16 protein-coding genes are annotated in these 15,520 nt (G+C 73.6%); 5 read left to right on the top strand and 11 right to left on the bottom strand.

What is annotated here, in order from left to right; translation table 11 throughout:
* The first annotated feature begins 23 nt into the window (after positions 1–23).
* Together MNY62_RS14175 and MNY62_RS14170 are read left to right on the top strand one after the other, a co-directional pair.
* A complete protein-coding gene (locus MNY62_RS14175; protein WP_242344830.1) occupies positions 24–1,019 on the top strand; it encodes a TonB family protein in 996 nt (331 codons plus the stop codon).
* A gap of 83 nt (positions 1,020–1,102) precedes the next feature.
* Positions 1,103–1,585, top strand: a complete 483-nt coding sequence (locus tag MNY62_RS14170; protein ID WP_242344829.1) for a methylglyoxal synthase — start codon at positions 1,103–1,105, stop codon at positions 1,583–1,585.
* Between the two features lie 55 nt (positions 1,586–1,640).
* On the opposite strand, the gene gcvPB is transcribed toward MNY62_RS14170, so the two are convergent.
* The 6 genes from gcvPB to folD form a co-directional block, all read right to left on the bottom strand.
* A complete protein-coding gene (gene gcvPB, locus MNY62_RS14165; RefSeq protein ID WP_242344828.1) occupies positions 1,641–3,212 on the bottom strand; it encodes an aminomethyl-transferring glycine dehydrogenase subunit GcvPB in 1,572 nt (523 codons plus the stop codon).
* 2 nt (positions 3,213–3,214) lie between these two features.
* Positions 3,215–4,552, bottom strand: coding sequence for an aminomethyl-transferring glycine dehydrogenase subunit GcvPA (gene gcvPA / locus MNY62_RS14160; RefSeq protein WP_242344827.1), 1,338 nt, complete (start codon positions 4,550–4,552; stop codon positions 3,215–3,217).
* Between the two features lie 83 nt (positions 4,553–4,635).
* Complete coding sequence (gene gcvH, locus MNY62_RS14155) at positions 4,636–5,022, bottom strand: glycine cleavage system protein GcvH (protein WP_242344826.1); 387 nt, start codon at positions 5,020–5,022, stop codon at positions 4,636–4,638.
* A 17-nt stretch (positions 5,023–5,039) separates the two neighbouring features.
* The gene (gene gcvT / locus MNY62_RS14150) at positions 5,040–6,122 is read right to left on the bottom strand and encodes a glycine cleavage system aminomethyltransferase GcvT (protein WP_242344825.1); all 1,083 of its coding nucleotides are present in this window, start codon (positions 6,120–6,122) and stop codon (positions 5,040–5,042) included.
* A 205-nt stretch (positions 6,123–6,327) separates the two neighbouring features.
* Positions 6,328–7,458, bottom strand: coding sequence for a metallophosphoesterase (locus MNY62_RS14145; protein WP_242344824.1), 1,131 nt, complete (start codon positions 7,456–7,458; stop codon positions 6,328–6,330).
* Positions 7,455–8,300: a bifunctional methylenetetrahydrofolate dehydrogenase/methenyltetrahydrofolate cyclohydrolase FolD gene (gene folD / locus MNY62_RS14140; protein WP_242344823.1), complete on the bottom strand. Its 846-nt coding sequence runs from the start codon at positions 8,298–8,300 to the stop codon at positions 7,455–7,457. Before folD ends, MNY62_RS14145 begins: the two co-directional genes overlap by 4 nt.
* 129 nt (positions 8,301–8,429) lie before the next feature.
* On the opposite strand from folD, the gene MNY62_RS14135 reads away from it, so the two are divergent.
* The 3 genes from MNY62_RS14135 to add all read left to right on the top strand — a co-directional run bounded on the left by MNY62_RS14135 (position 8,430) and on the right by add (position 10,222).
* Positions 8,430–8,657 (top strand): hypothetical protein, encoded by a 228-nt coding sequence (locus MNY62_RS14135; protein ID WP_242344822.1) that lies wholly within the window; start codon positions 8,430–8,432, stop codon positions 8,655–8,657.
* 74 nt (positions 8,658–8,731) lie between these two features.
* Positions 8,732–9,208: a hypothetical protein gene (locus MNY62_RS14130; RefSeq protein ID WP_242344821.1), complete on the top strand. Its 477-nt coding sequence runs from the start codon at positions 8,732–8,734 to the stop codon at positions 9,206–9,208.
* Positions 9,209–9,220: 12 nt separating this feature from the next.
* The gene (gene add, locus MNY62_RS14125; RefSeq protein WP_242344820.1) at positions 9,221–10,222 is read left to right on the top strand and encodes an adenosine deaminase; all 1,002 of its coding nucleotides are present in this window, start codon (positions 9,221–9,223) and stop codon (positions 10,220–10,222) included.
* A 90-nt stretch (positions 10,223–10,312) separates the two neighbouring features.
* On the opposite strand, the gene MNY62_RS14120 is transcribed toward add, so the two are convergent.
* The 5 genes from MNY62_RS14120 to purM all read right to left on the bottom strand — a co-directional run bounded on the left by MNY62_RS14120 (position 10,313) and on the right by purM (position 15,503).
* Complete coding sequence (locus tag MNY62_RS14120; RefSeq protein WP_242344819.1) at positions 10,313–11,611, bottom strand: DUF6178 family protein; 1,299 nt, start codon at positions 11,609–11,611, stop codon at positions 10,313–10,315.
* Positions 11,612–11,785: 174 nt separating this feature from the next.
* Positions 11,786–12,007, bottom strand: coding sequence for a 50S ribosomal protein L28 (rpmB, locus tag MNY62_RS14115; protein ID WP_242344818.1), 222 nt, complete (start codon positions 12,005–12,007; stop codon positions 11,786–11,788).
* Between the two features lie 129 nt (positions 12,008–12,136).
* Positions 12,137–13,690 carry a phytoene desaturase family protein gene (locus MNY62_RS14110; protein ID WP_242344817.1) on the bottom strand — a complete coding sequence of 518 codons (1,554 nt, stop codon included), beginning with the start codon at positions 13,688–13,690 and terminating at the stop codon, positions 12,137–12,139.
* 89 nt (positions 13,691–13,779) lie between these two features.
* A complete protein-coding gene (gene purN, locus MNY62_RS14105; RefSeq protein ID WP_242344816.1) occupies positions 13,780–14,472 on the bottom strand; it encodes a phosphoribosylglycinamide formyltransferase in 693 nt (230 codons plus the stop codon).
* Positions 14,469–15,503, bottom strand: a complete 1,035-nt coding sequence (gene purM / locus MNY62_RS14100) for a phosphoribosylformylglycinamidine cyclo-ligase (RefSeq protein ID WP_242344815.1) — start codon at positions 15,501–15,503, stop codon at positions 14,469–14,471. Before purM ends, purN begins: the two co-directional genes overlap by 4 nt.
* Positions 15,504–15,520 lie beyond the last annotated feature (17 nt).

Raw genomic sequence — 15,520 nt, 5'->3', positions numbered from 1 at the left:
CGGCCGCACGCGTCGGGTTCGCCGTGGTGTCCGGAGAGCGCTGGCGCGCGAACCGCCTCGTGTCCGGTGAGCGCGCGGGGCCCGAGCCCGAGCCCGCGAGCCCCCCGCCGCGGTCGACGCCGGTCGTCGCACGCCCTGACCCGAGCGGCGAGGTCGTCGCCGCCCCGCCCTCGGCGGATCGGCGCGCGCCCGAGCGGTGGCGGTTCCTCTCCGATCACGACGGCACCGCCCCGCGAGACGTCCAGTCGCGTGAGGCCGGAAAGCGCCAGTGGGATACGCCGCTCGCGCGGCCCACGCCCGGCGAAGGCGTGCAGGGGCTGCGGGAGCGCGGCGACGGCGGCAGGTCCGAGGCCTCCGTGCCCGGGCGAGAGGGGTTGCCGGCCGCGCGGAAGGCCCCGGTCGATGCGGTCGCGCGCGCGCGGGCCGCGCTCGCGCCGGCGCCGGAGGGCGACGGTCCGTCTCGTCCCTCCGGCTCCTCCGAGCGCGCCCCGGCCGGATCCCGCGCGGCGGGGGAGGGCGGCGCGCGCGGCGCCGGCCCATACGATCCGCGCCTCCTGCCCACGGCGGCGACGTTCGAGCGGCTCGCCGGCGGGCCCGGCGAACGGCTCCCCGACGTGGAGGAGGGCGACGCGACGGGGCTCAACACGCGGCGCTTCCGCTTCGCCGAGTTCTTCCTGCGCGTGAAGCGCGCGATCGCACGCGAGTGGGAACCGAACCGCGCCTGGGACGCGCGTGACCCCGCCTCGCAGCGCTACGGCCGGCGGACCCGCGGCACGACGGTGGACATCGTGCTCGAGCCGGCGGGCGACGTGCGCGACGTGCGCCTCGTGGCGAGCTCGGGGCTCGACTTCTACGACCGCGAGGTGGTGCGCGCGATCCGCGCCGCGTCGCCGTTCCCGAACCCGCCCCGCGCCCTCGTCGGCCGGGACGGTCGGATCCTGCTCGCGCGCTGGCGCTTCGAGCTCGCGTGGGACGAGGCGCGTCCGCGCTTCGCGCTGCCTGCCTCGCCGCGACCCTGAGGGCGGCCGCTCGCCCGGGCGCTCCTCCAGGTGTCACCAAACGCGCCATGTCCCGCTGCGGCAGATGCGGTATATCGCCTCGGATGGACCAGACGCGGCGCGTCAAGATGGAAGGTGTGAAGAACGTCGTGCTCATCGCGCACGACAGCCGGAAGGACGACCTCCTCGAGTGGGTGAAGTACAACCGCGAGGTGCTCAAGGAGCACCGGCTGTTCGCGACCGGGACGACGGGCGGCATCGTGCAGGCCGCGACGGATCTGAAGATCACGCGCTTCAAGAGCGGGCCGCTCGGCGGCGACCAGCAGGTCGGCGCCAAGATCGCAGACGGCGAGCTCGACGTGCTCATCTTCTTCTGGGATCCGCTCGAGCCGCAGCCCCACGATCCCGACGTGAAGGCGCTCCTGCGGATCGCCGTGCTCTACAACATCCCGACAGCCTGCAACCGGGCGACGGCCGACTTCATCGTCGCCTCGGAGCTGTTCCACGGCGAGTACGATCGGCTCGTGGAGGATCACGCCGCGGTCCGCGAGGCGTTCCTGCGCGCGCGGGCGGCCCGCGGGTACTGATCGAGGACGAGGCGCCCGCGGGACGCCACGCCCTCGCACCGGGCCGGAAGTCTCCCTATTCGACCTTCATCCCGGGAGACCAGCGCAGGATCGGCTTGCGGGCCGCGCGCGTCTCGTCGAGGCGCGCGCGGAAGGGCCGGGTCGGCGCGGCCTTCACCGCGTCTGGGTCCGCCTGTGCCTCCTCGGCGATCGCCTTCATCGCCGCGGCGAACCGCTCGAGCGTCTCCTTCGACTCGGTCTCGGTCGGCTCGATCATGAGCGCGCCCGAGACGACGAGCGGGAAGTAGACCGTCGGCGGGTGGAACCCGTGGTCGATGAGGCGCTTCGCGACGTCCATCGTCGTGACGCCGTGCGCCTTCTGCAGCTTGTCGTCGAAGACCACCTCGTGCAGCGAGTCGGTCTCGTAGGGCAGGTTGTAGGCGCCCTGGAGGAGCTTGCGGAGGTAGTTGGCGTTCAGCACCGCGAGCTTCCCGGTCTGCGCCACGCCCTCCGGGCCGTACTCGCGGATGAGGGCCCAGGCGCGGACGAACATCCCGAAGTTGCCCCAGAACTCGCGGAGCTTTCCGATCGTCTGCGGGCGCTCCTTCGGGTCCACGACGAGGCGGTACCGCTCGCCCTCCTTCACGACGGCGGGGAGGGGGAGGAAGGGCGCGAGCTCGGCCTTCACGCCGACCGGCCCGGAGCCCGGGCCGCCGCCGCCGTGCGGCGTCGCGAACGTCTTGTGCAGGTTGTACTGCATGACGTCGAACCCCATGTCGCCCGGGCGCGCGACGCCGAGCAGCGCGTTCATGTTCGCGCCGTCGCCGTACACGAGGCCGCCCTTGGCGTGGACGATCTCGGCGATCTCCGCGATGTGGCTCTCGAAGATCCCGAGGGTGTTGGGGTTCGTGATCATGATCGCGGCGACGTCCTCGTCCATCGCCGCCTTCACCGTCTCCGGATGGAGCCGGCCATCCGCGCCCGACGAAAGCTGCACGACCTCGTAGCCGTTCAGCGCCGACGACGCCGGGTTCGTCCCGTGCGCGGTGTCGGGGATGAGCACCTTCTTGCGCGGGTTGCCGTGCGCCTGGTGGTAGGCGCGGATGAGCATGAGCCCGCACAGCTCGCCCTGGGCCCCGGCCGCCGGCGCGAGCGTCGTCTGGTCGAACCCGGCGATCTCCGAGAGCGCCCGCTCGAGCCGGTACATGAGCTCGAGCGCGCCCTGGGCGAGCTCCGCGGGCGCGAGCGGGTGCACGTTCGCGAAGCCGGGCAGGCGCGCGAGCGCCTCGCTCGACTTCGGGTTGTACTTCATGGTGCACGAACCGAGCGGGTAGAAGCCGGTGTCGATCCCGTGGTTCCACGAGGACATGCGGGTGAAGTGGCGGACCACCTCGAGCTCGGAGATCTCCGGCATCCCCTCCACGCCGCCGCGCAGCAGCGCGGCCGGGAGCTCGCGCGCGGGGTCGAAGTCGCCGCCCGCCGCGGGGAGCGACACGCCGCTCCGCCCGGTCGAGCCGCGCTCGAACAGGAGCGGCTCCTCGTGCACGATCCCGCGCGTCGCGCCGCCCGCGCCGACCTCGGCGTGCGCGGCGGTCGTCGTCTTCGCGTCCTTCTCCATGCTGGGCTTCCAGCCGGTGGGGTTTCCCATGGCTATCCCTTCACCGACTGCGCGAAGAGCTCGATGAGCTCGGGGGTGTGCAGCTCGGTCGCGACGCAGAGGAGCGCGCCCTTGGCCTTCGGGAGCTCCGGATACCAGCGCCCGAGCGGCGCGCCGGCGGCGATGCCGCGCTTCGCGAGGCGCGCCACGACCGCCTCCGCGTCCCCGACGTCGAAGGCCATCTCGTTGAACGCGGGCGCGGAGAACACCGGGGCGATCCCGGCGCGGCCGAGCGCGTCCTTCAGCATCCGCCCGCGGGCGTAGTTGAGCCGCGCGAGCTCCGCGAGCCCCTTCTTGCCGAGGAGCGACAGGTGGATCGTCGCGGCGAGGGCGCAGAGGCCGGAGTTCGTGCAGATGTTGGAGGTCGCCTTCTCCCGCCGGATGTGCTGCTCGCGCGTGGAGAGGGTGAGGACGAAGCCGCGGCGCCCGTGCTTGTCCACCGTCGCGCCGCAGACACGGCCCGGCATCTGCCGGAGGTACTGCTCGCGGAGCGCGAAGAAGCCCGGGGCCGGCCCGCCGAAGCTCACCGGATTGCCGAAGCTCTGGAACGTGCCCACCGCGACGTCCGCGCCGAGCGCGCCCGGCGCCTGCAGGAGCCCGAGCGCGACCGCCTCGGCGGTCACCGAGATGGTGAGCGCCCCCGCCCGCTTCGCGATCGCCGCCGCCTCGGGCAGCGCGTCCACGACGCCGAGGAAGCTCGGGTACCCCACGATGACGGCGGCGGTCTCCCCGTCGACGGCCTTCTCGAGGGCGGCGAGGTCGGTCCGCCCGTCGGCGCCGAACGGCACGGTCGCGATCTCGTCTCCCGTCGAGCGCAGGTAGGTGGCGAGGACCTTGCGGTACTCGGGGTGGACCGCGGCGGAGACCACGATCTTGCTCCGCCCCGTCACCCGCGTGGCCATGAGGGCCGCCTCGGCCGTCGCGGTCGCGCCGTCGTACATGGACGCGTTCGAGACGTCCATGCCGGTGAGCAGGCACACGAACGTCTGCCACTCGAAGAGCGCCTGCAGCGTGCCCTGCGAGATCTCGGGCTGGTAGGGCGTGTAGGCGGTGAAGAACTCGCCGCGGAGCAGGAGCTGGTCGACGACCGGCGGGACGTGGTGCGCGTAGCAACCCGCGCCGACGAAGGGCGGGTGCGCCGTGTCGTTGCGCGCTGAGAGCGCGCGGAGCTCGGAGAAGAGCGTGATCTCGTCCGCGGCGGGCGGAAGGTCGAGGGGCCGGGAGAGGCGGAGCCGCTGCGGGATCGAGCGGAACAGGGCGTCGAGACTCTCCGCCCCGATGGCGTCGAGCATCGCCCGGACGTCCTCGGGCGTGTGCGGGTGATAGCGCAAGGCGCGGACTCCTGCGGCGCGCCCGAGCCCATCCGGGCCGGAGGCCGCGAAGAATGTCTCGTGACGCCCGCCGGCGGCGGACGCTACTCCTGCTCCTCGACGAACGCGCGGTACGCCTTCGCGTCCATGAGCGCGTCGAGCTCCTTCGGATCGGAGGGCTCGACGACGATCATCCAGCCCTCCTCGTACGGATCGTCGTTGATCGTCTCGGGCGTGTCGCCCAGCGGGTCGTTGACCTCGACGACCTTGCCGGAGACCGGGGCGAAGAGCTCGGAGACGGCCTTCGTCGACTCGACCACGCCGAACGACTCACCCTTCTTCACCGTGTCCCCGACGTCGGGCAGCTCGACGAACACGACGTCGCCGAGGTGATCCTGGGCGAAGTCGGTGATCCCGATGACGACCTGCGTGCCCTTCGTCCGGGCCCACTCGTGCTCGCGCGTGTACTTCAGGGTGTCGGGGATTTCCATGGCGTCCCTCTCCTCGGTCACTTCCGCGTGTAGAACGGCGTCTTCACGACCTTCGCGGCGGCGGCGCGGCCGCGGATCTCGACGGCGAACGTCGAGCCCTCCGCGGCGAGCGCGGGGGGGACGTAGGCGAGGCCGATCGAGGTCTTGAGCGACGGGCTCTTCGTCCCGCTCGTCACCTCGCCGACCTTCCGCCCGTCCTGAACCACCGGATACCCGTGGCGCGCGATGCCGGCCTCGGTCAGCACGAAGCCGACGAGCTTCCGCGCGAGGCCCTGCTCCTTCTGGCGCACGAGGGCGTCGCGCCCGATGAACTCGCCCTTGTCGAGCTTCACCACCCAGCCCAGCCCGGCCTCGAGCGGCGTCGTGCCGTCGTCCATGTCGGAGCCGTACAGGCGGTAGGCCATCTCGAGCCGGAGCGAGTCGCGCGCCCCGAGGCCGCACGGCTGGATGCCCTCGGCCTCGCCGGCGTCGATGAGCGCGTCCCACAGGCGCGGCGCGGCGGCGGGCGGGCAGAAGAGCTCGAAGCCGTCCTCGCCCGTGTACCCGGTGCGCGCGACGAGGCACGGTACGCCAGCGACGTCCCCCTGCGCGAAGCGGTAGGAGCGGATCGGCGAGAGATCGAGCGGCGTGAGGCGCTGGAGGAGCTGCGCCGCGAGCGGCCCCTGGAGCGCGAGCTGGGCCCACTCGTCGGACTCGTTCTTCACGTCCGCCGCGCCGGCGTGGCTGGACAGCCACTCGAAGTCCTTCTGCCGGTTGCCCGCGTTCACGCACACGAGCAGGTCGTCCGCGGCGCGGCGATAGACGACGACGTCGTCGACGATCCCGCCGCTCTCGCGACAGAGGCAGCCGTACTGGGCCTGGCCGTCGGCGACCTTCGAGAGGTCGTTCGTGAAGAGCCGGTTCAGCGACTCGAGGGCGCGCGGGCCGCGGAACACGACCTCGCCCATGTGCGAGACGTCGAACAGGCCGACGCGCGTGCGGACGGCGTCGTGCTCCTCCAGGATGCCGGCGTACTGGACCGGCATCTCCCAGCCGGCGAAGTCCACCATCCGCGCGCCGGATCGGACGTGAGTGTCGAAGAGGGGCGTTCGCTGGGACATGGGGCGCCTCGGGGCCGGAAGGGCGGGCGGATTCTATCGGGGTCGACTCTCGGGTCAAGCAGCGCCGGTCCGGCGGAAGATCTCGCGGGGACGCGCCCTTGCACTACCTCTCCCGCGGCGGGTCTGCAAGGCGAGAACGCGGGGGCCTTCCGGTCCCGAAACGGGCGCCGCGTGGCTCGGTCGTACTCAGCGCGAAAGCCGCCCGTCAGGGGCAGGTCGACGGCTCGCACCGCGACGCGCCCGCGGCGGCGCAGCAGTAGAGGCGCGCGCCGTCATCCTCCTCGAACCGATACCGCCACCCGTCCCGCGCGACCTCGAGCACGCCGTAGCCCCAGCGCACCGATCCGAAGACCACCTCGGTGCCCGCGACCGTGGGCGTATCGAACCGCTCCAGCGGGCGGCCGCGCGCCCCGTTGCCGGAGACGAACACGTCGAGGCCGGACGGCATGCGGAGGTGCTGCAGGTCGTGATCGTGTCCGCCGAAGAACGCGCGGATGCGTCCGCCGCCCGCGGCCACGATCCGGTCGATCCGGGCGTGGTAATCGGGGGTGGTGCGGTGTCCGCCAGCCGAGGCGGGCGGGTGGTGGCCGAGGAGGAAGCACCAGGGCTTGTCGCAGCCGCCGGGCTCCGCCTCGCACGCGTCGGCGCGGCAGCCCGGCGCCGCGTTCCGCACGAAGGCGACCTCGTCGTCGACCGTGAAGCCGCCGTAGTCGCCGACCACGAGGTTCGTGTCCACGACGAGGAAGCGCGCCGCGCCGCGGTCGAGCGTGTAGTGCCGCGCGGGCATCTGCCAGAGCGGCGAGCGGTGCGCGACCTCGAGGCACGCCTTCAGGCGCGCCTCGGCCACCAGGTCGTTGCCGCGCGCGCAGCCACCCCAGGTCGCGACGTCGTGGTTGCCGAGCGCGAGGTAGACCTCCGCCGCGGGAGCGGCGGCGAGCGCCGCCAGCGGCGCCTCGTGGCGCGCGAAGGTGCCGTCGACGGGGGCCTCGAACCCGGGCGCGACCGTGTTCCCGTCGGCGGCGAAGGCGCAGGCGGCGGCCCCCGGCACCGTCGGATCGGGGCCGCACTGATAGAGATTGTCGCCCGGGAAGACGGCGAGCGCGAACGGCTCCCGCCGTTGCGCCGCCGCGACGCCGCGGGAGACCGCGCGCTGCTGATCGGTCGTGTCGCCGAAGTCGGCGAGGTGGAGGACGCGCAGGAGCGGGCCCGCGAGGGCGGGCTCGGGGCGGGGGTGGCGGGCGCGCTCGGAGCGGACCGTGAACGTCGGGGTGGTCCCGCAGCCGGCCGCAGCGACCGTGAGCGCCAGGAGCGCCGCGGCGACTGCGGCCCGCGTCATCGGGCCCGCGCCCTCGCGAGCTCGATCGTGTTGACGAGCAGCATGGCGCGGGTCATCGGCCCGACGCCGCCCGGTACGGGCGTGATCGCCGAGGCGCGCCGCGCGGCGGGCGCATACTCCACGTCGCCCACGAGGCGCCCGTCCTCGAGCCGGTTCATGCCGACGTCGATCACGACCGCGCCCTCGCGGATCCAGTCGCCGCGCACGAGCTCGGCCTTGCCGATCGCCGCGACGAGGATGTCGGCGCGGGCGACCTCGGCGGCGAGGTCCTGCGTGCGCGAGTGAGCGATCGTCACCGTGGCGTGCTTCTCGAGGAGCATCGCGGCCATGGGCTTGCCGACGATGTTAGAGCGGCCGACGACGAGGGCGCGCTTGCCCTTCGGGTCTACCTTGGCCTCCTCGAGGAGCCGCATCACGCCCGCGGGGGTGCATGGGCGCGGCGTGCCGGGGATGCCGATCGAGAGCGCGCCGACGTTGAACGGGTGGAAGCCGTCGGCGTCCTTGCGGGGGTCGATCGCGTCGAGGACGGTCCGCTCGTCGAGGTGCTTCGGGAGCGGGAGCTGGACGAGGATGCCGTGGATGGTGGGGTCGGCGTTGAGCTGCGCGACGAGCGCGAGCAGATCGGCCTGCGACGTCGTCGCGGGGAGGTGGTGCTCCACGGAGCGGATCCCGACCTCCTCGCAATCCTTTCGCTTGCCGCGGACGTAGATGGCCGAGGCGGGGTCTTCGCCGACCCGCACCACCGCGAGGCCGGGCGCGATCCCGACCGCCCCGAGCGCGCGAACCGCCTCCGCGACCTCGCTGCGCACCTTCGCTGCGATGAGCTTACCGTCGATGATCATAGGGCTCGGCAGTATACCGAACGCCGCCGGGCGCGGCGCCCCCATCCTGGCCGCTTGTTGCGGCGCGCGAGCCGCCCCACCGTCAGGGTCATCCCTCGGTCCGCTCGCATGCCGCCCCGGAGGCCGACCATGGCCCTGTATCGCTTCCTCTTCGCTCCGGCGCTCCTCGCCCTCGCCGTGCTGGCCGGTCCCGGCCGCGAGTCGGGCCCCGCCCTCCAGCCCGAGCCGCCGCGCGTGGTCGCGCCCGCGCCCGGCGCTGCGACGGCGACGACGTCGCGCCCCGAGGCGCAGCTCACGGGCGCCGTCGTCGCGAAGCACGCACCGCGGACCGCCTCCGCGAAACGGGCGCGTCGCTGATCGCTCACGGGGCGAACGGGTCCGGGTCCGGGTAATATCCCGTGGCGCGAGGACGCGCACCGGGAGAACCGCCGATGGCAGAGCTGTGCGAGAAGTGCACGACGCCGCTCGAGGACGCTGGCCACTGCGTCACCTGCGAGGCGGAGGCCGAGGGGCTCGCGCTGGTCACGCGCTCCGGCTACGCGTCGGTGCGCGAGATGATGTCGCTCCTCGAGGTCGAGGGGCTCGGGCCAGAGATGGAGAAGGTCCCGCCCGCGCGCCCCGAGGAGCGCGGCCATCCGCTCTGGAACCTCTACGTGCCGCGCGAGGAGGCGCCGCGCGCGGTCGAGTTCCTGCGGAAGGACTGGGCGGAGCTGCTCGAGGACCCGGAGGCGGCGGCCGCCGCGGCCCGCGGCCAGGCGGGCCTGGATCTCGACGCGGGCGGGGACCTCACCTGCCCGGCCTGCGGGCACGTCTTCGCGGTCAGGGGCGGGGAGGAGGCCGAGTGTCCGGAGTGCGGCCTCGCGCTCGGGGCGCCCTCGAACGCTGCGCCCGACGAGTCGCAGTCCTAGGGTCCCCGCCCCATGCCCAGGGAGCTCGCTGATCTCCACATCCACGTCGGCGGGGCGGTCGCGCCCCACATCCTCTGGTCGATCGCGCACGACCAGGGCTTCAAGCTGCCCGTCTCCGACTACTGGGAGTTCAAGGAGCTCGTCTCCGCTCGCCCGGGGAAGGTGAAGTCGCTCGACGAGTACCTCGCCGTCCTGCACACCTGGACGGAGAAGATCCAGTCGTCGCCCCAGGCGATGGAGCGCAGCGTCTACGAGGTCATCGGGAAGGAGTACCGCTCCTCCCGCGTCTCGCTCATCGAGCTGCGCTTCAACCCCATGAAGCGCAACGTCGGCGGCGAGCGCGATCTCGACCACATCATCCACGCCGCGCTGAGGGGCATGGACCGCGCCGTCCTCGAGTACGGCGTGCGCACCGGCCTCATCTTCTGCCTCGCCCGCGAGTTCGACGCGCGCCTGAACGAGATCCTCGTCGACAAGGCGATCAAGTACCGGCGCAGGGGCGTCATCGGGATCGATCTCGCCGGCACGGAGCGGAACGCCCTCGAGCTCGACGGCCGCGAGGTGAAGCGCTACCGGGAGCTCTTCGCGCGCGCCCGCGCGGCCGGGCTCAAGACGACGGTGCACACCGGGGAGACCGCCGGCACGGGCGCCGAGGGCGTACGCGCGGTCGTGGAGGAGCTCGAGCCCCAGCGGATCGGCCACGGGATCTGCGCCGCGAAGGACGAGCGGGTGATGGATCTCCTGCGCGAGCGCGGCATCGTGCTCGAGATCTGCCCGAGCTCCAACCTCGCGACGCGCGCGGTCGCCTCGCTCGAGGAGCTCGGGGTGATCCTGCGCCGGTTCTGGGAGCGCGGGGTCAAGTTCACCATCAACACCGACGGCCCCTACCTGCTCGACACGGACATGCGCACGGAGGTGCAGCTCCTGCGCGACGCCGGCATCCTCTCGGACGAGCAGATCGACCAGACCCTCGCGTGGGCCCGCGAGGCGAGCTTCGTGGAGCCGCTCGGCTGAGCGATCACACGCGGCGCCTGCGGTCCCCGCCCCATCGAGCACGCTCGCCGGGCCCCGTGCGTCACCGCGGGCGGCTCCGCCGCGCCCCCGTCAGCTCTTCGCCTCCGCCTCGGCCGCGTCGAGCGCGGCGGCGGTGCGGGAGAGGTCCTCGGACGAGCGGAAGTGGCGCGGCTCGAAGGCGGCCGCCATCGGCGTGCCCCACTCCTCGCGCGGCGCCTCGATGCCCGGGAAGTAGCGCGGCCGCCGGCGCACGAGCGCGGCGAGCATCTCCGAGAGCGGCGAGCGGAACCGCTCGGCGCCCCCCGCCGCGGCGAGGATCCGCTCGGCGCGCCAGCGCAGCTCGAGCACCCGCCCGAACCCCTCCTGGAAGATCCGCTTCACCGGCGTCTCGCCGAGCGCCTCGGCAGCGCGGGGCTCGTCTCCGCCGGCGAGCTTCTCCAGCCCGAGCTCGAGGTACGCGCGCGCCGCCTCGAAGGCCGCGCGCACCGCCTCGAGGTCTCCCGGATCCACCGCGTCGGCGACGAGCACGGCGTTCGCCGCCGACACGATCTGCCGCTCGACGCCGTCCCGCTCCGCGGGCGAGAGCGCGGCGAACGCCCGGTCGAGCAGCGACGCCTTCGCGAGGGTCGCGAGGAAGAAGCCGGGCGGGCGCGCGGCGAGCCCGGGCGCCGAGGCCGGCGTCCGGGGCGGACGCGCGAACCAGGAGAGGGCCTCGTCGAGGGATGGGTAGCCGAGATCGGCGAGCCGGGCGGCGCGCCAGCGGAGGGCCGTCTCCTCGAGCTCGCTCGGGAGATCCCAGCGGAGCGAGGAGAGGAGCCGCGTCGCGGCGAACGGGTCCTCGGCGTACAGGTCGTCGAGGACGCCGCGCACCGCCATGTACTCCGTGCCGTCCACGAGGAACTCGACGACGTACTTGTTCTCGGGCGTCCGCATGAAGCGGTCGCTCGTGAGCTCCGGATCCGGATCCTCCTCGAGATCGTGGATGCGCAGGGTCGTCCGCAGGACGAGGTAGAGGACCTCCCGGTCGAGCGCGGCGAGCTTCCGCTCCCAGCGGGCGGCGGCCTTGGGCTCGAGCTGCGCCCCGGCGCGCGCGGCGCGGAGCCAGGGCAGCACCTTGCGCGGCTCGAAACCGCCGCGCGACCAGGCGTCGAGGTCGATGAAGGTCTTGAACTGCGCGGCCGACGCGAGCTGCACGATCTCCGCGGCGTCGGCGAGTCCCACGTCGCGGATCGTGAAGTACAGCTCGTCGGCGGGCAGGGCCCGCACGAGCGCCTGCGGGTCGCGCGCGTCGAGGATGACGTCGAGCCGCTTCCTGCCGCGCGCCACGGTCAGCGCCGCACGCGCGTCCCGGAGCTCCGCGGGCGCGAGCGTCCTGTTCTCCTTCGCCATCACGCACTCCCATGGTGCGCCGCCGCGCGGCGGCGCAACGCGCCGCGCAGACCGCTTCGGGGCGGCAGCCCACCGGACGGACGTCGGGAGAGACCGCGCGCGCCGGGCATCGTCCTGGCACGCGCGAGGGCGCGGGCGGGGGGAGGCGCCTCGGCGAGCGAGGCCGGCCTCGCGCTACGCCTGCGCGGCGGCGCGCGAGGCGCCGTGCGCGACCTTCACGACCTTGCCGGCCTTGAGGCAGCGCGTGCAGACGCGCACGCGCTTCACCGAGCCGTCGACCGTCGCCCGGACCGAGCGGAGGTTCGGCATCGAGCGAGTCTTCGTCTTGTTGTTCGCGTGGGAGACGTTGTTCCCGACGAGCGGGCCCTTCCCACAGATGTCGCAGCGACGTGCCATGGCTTGCTCCAAAAATCCGAAAGAGCGCGGGATATTACGCAACGGCGGCGGAAATGCAAGAGGGTGCTTCGCGCCGGCGGGCGTTCGTCGCCGGCGCGCACGAGCGCGGAATGACCCCCGCGATCGCGGCTACTTGAGCGGGTTCTTCGAGCCGAGCAGCGCGGCGACGTGCCCGGCCGCCTGGATGCCGGCGTAGAACTCGCCTTCGATCCCGAGCCCGGGGAGCACCTCCCGGCCTGCGAAGAAGAGGTTCTTCCAGGGACCGCGCACCGGCACGCCGGTGACGCCCAGGAACTCGTCGAGGGAAGCCTCGTACAGCGGGTGGACGGGGGGCAGATCGGCGGCCTCGGGCGAGGCGAGCAGCGGCGCCGACTCGGCGATGAGGTGCCGCTCGAAGAACGGGATGGCGTCCGCCACCGCCTCGCGGATCCGGGCGGCGGCCTCCTGGAGCGCCGGGCGGGTCCGGACGTCTGCGGGGACGAAACCCGACGCGCAGACGACTCGCTCGTCGGTGACGGGTTCGCCGCCCGAGCCCTTGTCGCCCGGGCCCTTGCGCCCCTCGCGGCGCGCGGGGAGCACCTGCAGGAACACGGCGTTGTCGAGCCCGTCGCCGCCCGAGGCGTTCCGGAGCGCGATCACGTTGTCGGCGAGCGCAGGCGGGAGCGCGGAGTGCTTCACGACGAGGTTCACCGAGACGAGCTGCCGCCGTGGGCGGATCCCGCGGAGCGGCGCGACCGCGTGGGATTCGCGGACGTCCGCGGGCAACAGGCCGAGGAGGCGATCCGCGTCCGTGGCCACGATGAACGCGCGCGCCACGTGGGCGTCCGGCGAGTCGGCGAGGCGCACCGCCTCGACCTTGCCGCCGTCGATGTCGAACCCGGTCGCGACGGCCGGCTCGCCGGGACCGCCGCGCAGCTCTCCGCGCGACTCGGCGATCCGCCGCCGCACCATCTCGCGTAGGGTGCCCTGACCGCCAGGGAGCCGGCTCGTCCCGCGGAACGCGCCGCCGAGGAGCCGCACGAGCGAGAGCGGGGAGGGCTCGCCGTCGAGGTAGGTGAGGAACCGGTGCGCGACCGCGACGCTCTGGGCGAGCTCGTGGTCCTCGAGGCCGGCGAACGGCCGGGCGACCCCCACCGGCTCCTTCGGCGCGCCCGGCGCCGAGGACGCGAGCTTGATCGCCTTCTTCACCTCGCGGCGCTCGATGAACCCGTCCGGCGGGAGGGGCGGCGCGGCGCGCAGGAAGAAGCCGGCGAAGTCGAAGAGCGTCCCCAGCGTCGAGAAGGCCGCCTCGAGCGCCTCTGCCTCCTGCGGCCACTCGCGGCGAAGCTCCGTGCGGAGGATCGCCGGATCGCGCGAGAGATCGGCGCGGTGCTTCGGCAGGAGGAGCTGGAAGTCCGGGTCCGACGGCACGAGGGCGCGCGAGATGTCCGTCGCGAGCCCGAGCTCGGAGAGGACCGCCTCCGCGCTCGGCAGCTGGCGCGGGGAGGGGACGACCGCGGGGCCGAAGGGCAGGATGTAGCCCTGGTCGGCGTAATGGAAGCCAGGGTCGTCGTGGGCGACGTGCAGGACGCGGAGGCCGCGCCGGGCGAGCAGCGCGCCGGCGACGACGCCGCCGAGCTGCGAGCCGACCACGCAGACGTCGTAGATGCGCTGGGTTGCGGGGGGACGGAAGGTCTGCGCCACGGGCGGGGGAGTCTACTCGGGTTCGGCCGCGCGCCAAACCCCTGTCTGACGCGGCGCGCGATTCCGCGGCCGGGCAGCCGGCCGGTCGCTCAGCCGAGCTCCACGACGGGGTTCGTGACGGGCACGGCAGGCGCCGTCCGCGCACCCTCCACGCGCACGCGCCGCCCCTCGACCGAGAGCCGGCCCGCCGCCAGCCACTGGATGGCCTGCGGGTACAGGCGGTGCTCCTGCTCCAGGATGCGCGCCGCGAGCGCCGCCTCGTCGTCCTCGGGCAGGACGGGCACGATCGCCTGCGCGATCACGGGGCCGGTGTCGGTCCCTTCGTCGACGAAGTGCACGGTGCAGCCGGCGAAGCGCGAGCCGTACTCGACGCACTGGCGCTGGGCGTGGAGCCCGGGGAAGCTCGGCAAGAGGCCGGGATGGACGTTCAGCACGTGCGGGCAGCCGCGGGACGCGGGCGTCGGGCCGAAGGCGCGCAGGAAGGTGGGCGTGACGAGCCGCATGTAGCCCGCGAGGCACACGACCCCGACCCGGTGCGCGCGCAGGACCTCCACGAGCCGCAGATCGTAAGCCTCGCGATCGGCGACGCCCTTCGACGGGAGCACCTCGGTCGCCACACCCGCGCGGCGCGCCCGCTCGAGCGCGCCGGCGGTGGGGACGTTCGAGACGACCACGGCGACCTCGGCGTCGATACGGCGCGCGGCGCCGCCGGCCCCGCAGGCGTCCAGGATCGCCTGCAGGTTCGTGCCGCCGCCCGAGGCGAGGACGCCGAGCCGGATCACCGCACCACCTCGCAGGTGGCCTCGCCGGCGCCGTCCTCGATCTGGCCGACGGTCCACGCGTCGAGCCCGCGCGCGCGCAGCGCCGCGTGCGCGGCCGCCTCGTCGCCGGGCGCGACGACGGCGACGAGCCCGAGCCCCATGTTGAACGTCCGGTACATCTCGTCGCGCGGCACGCCGCCCTCGCGCTCGACGAGGTCGAAGATCGCCGGCCTCGGCCAGCGCCGCTCCTCGAGCACCGCGCGCGTGCCGTCGGGGAGGGTGCGCGGCACGTTGCCGGGCAGGCCTCCGCCGGTGATGTGGGAGAACGCCTTGACCGGGACGGTCTCGAGGAGCGCGAGCACGTCCTTCGCGTAGATGCGGGTCGGCTCGAGGAGCGCCTCCGCGAGCGTCCGGCCCCCGAGCGCGTCGAAGCGCTCGCCGAGCGGGTGCTTCTCGAGGAGCGCCTTCCGCGCGAGCGAGTAGCCGTTCGAGTGGAGCCCGGTCGAGGCGACGCCGATGACCCGATCGCCCTTCGCGACCGTCTTGCCGTCGACGATGCGCGACCGCTCCACGCAGCCCACCGCGAACCCGGCGAGGTCGTACTCGCCGGGCGCGTAGAAGCCGGGCAGCTCCGCGGTCTCGCCGCCGATGAGCGCGCAGCCGGCCTGGCGGCACCCCTCCGCGATGCCCTTCACCACCTCGGCGCCCTGCTCGGCGGAGAGCTTTCCGGTGCCGAAGTAGTCGAGGAAGAAGAGCGGCTCGGCCCCGACGACCGCGACGTCGTTCACGCACATCGCGACGAGGTCGATGCCGATCGTGTCGTGGCGGTTCGCCTCGAAGGCGACCTTGAGCTTCGTTCCGACGCCGTCGGTGCCCGACACGAGCACCGGCTCGCGGTACTTCTTCACGTCGAGCGCGAAGAGCCCCCCGAACCCGCCGATCCCGGCGAGGACCTCTGGGCGGAGGGTGGGGCGGGCGTGGGGCTTGATGAGCTCGACGAGGCGGTCGCCCTCGTCGATGTCGACGCCCGCGTCGCGGTAGGTCAGGGACATGGCGGGCCCCTTACCGC

Source organism: Anaeromyxobacter terrae (genome assembly GCF_022690685.1).
GTDB classification, from domain to species: Bacteria; Myxococcota; Myxococcia; order Myxococcales; family Anaeromyxobacteraceae; genus Anaeromyxobacter; species Anaeromyxobacter terrae.
This window is presented reverse-complemented; position numbering and strand designations above follow the sequence as displayed.

Bases quoted from the DNA above. Each gene is read 5' to 3' on its own strand.
- MNY62_RS14170 (WP_242344829.1), top strand. From the start codon at position 1,103: ATGGACCAGACGCGGCGCGTCAAGATGGAAGGTGTGAAGAACGTCGTG.
- gcvPB (WP_242344828.1), bottom strand. From the start codon at position 3,212: ATGGGAAACCCCACCGGCTGGAAGCCCAGCATGGAGAAGGACGCGAAG.
- gcvH (WP_242344826.1), bottom strand. From the start codon at position 5,022: ATGGAAATCCCCGACACCCTGAAGTACACGCGCGAGCACGAGTGGGCC.
- gcvT (WP_242344825.1), bottom strand. From the start codon at position 6,122: ATGTCCCAGCGAACGCCCCTCTTCGACACTCACGTCCGATCCGGCGCG.
- MNY62_RS14145 (WP_242344824.1), bottom strand. From the start codon at position 7,458: ATGACGCGGGCCGCAGTCGCCGCGGCGCTCCTGGCGCTCACGGTCGCT.
- folD (WP_242344823.1), bottom strand. From the start codon at position 8,300: ATGATCATCGACGGTAAGCTCATCGCAGCGAAGGTGCGCAGCGAGGTC.
- MNY62_RS14135 (WP_242344822.1), top strand. From the start codon at position 8,430: ATGGCCCTGTATCGCTTCCTCTTCGCTCCGGCGCTCCTCGCCCTCGCC.
- MNY62_RS14130 (WP_242344821.1), top strand. From the start codon at position 8,732: ATGGCAGAGCTGTGCGAGAAGTGCACGACGCCGCTCGAGGACGCTGGC.
- add (WP_242344820.1), top strand. From the start codon at position 9,221: ATGCCCAGGGAGCTCGCTGATCTCCACATCCACGTCGGCGGGGCGGTC.
- MNY62_RS14120 (WP_242344819.1), bottom strand. From the start codon at position 11,611: ATGGCGAAGGAGAACAGGACGCTCGCGCCCGCGGAGCTCCGGGACGCG.
- rpmB (WP_242344818.1), bottom strand. From the start codon at position 12,007: ATGGCACGTCGCTGCGACATCTGTGGGAAGGGCCCGCTCGTCGGGAAC.
- purM (WP_242344815.1), bottom strand. From the start codon at position 15,503: ATGTCCCTGACCTACCGCGACGCGGGCGTCGACATCGACGAGGGCGAC.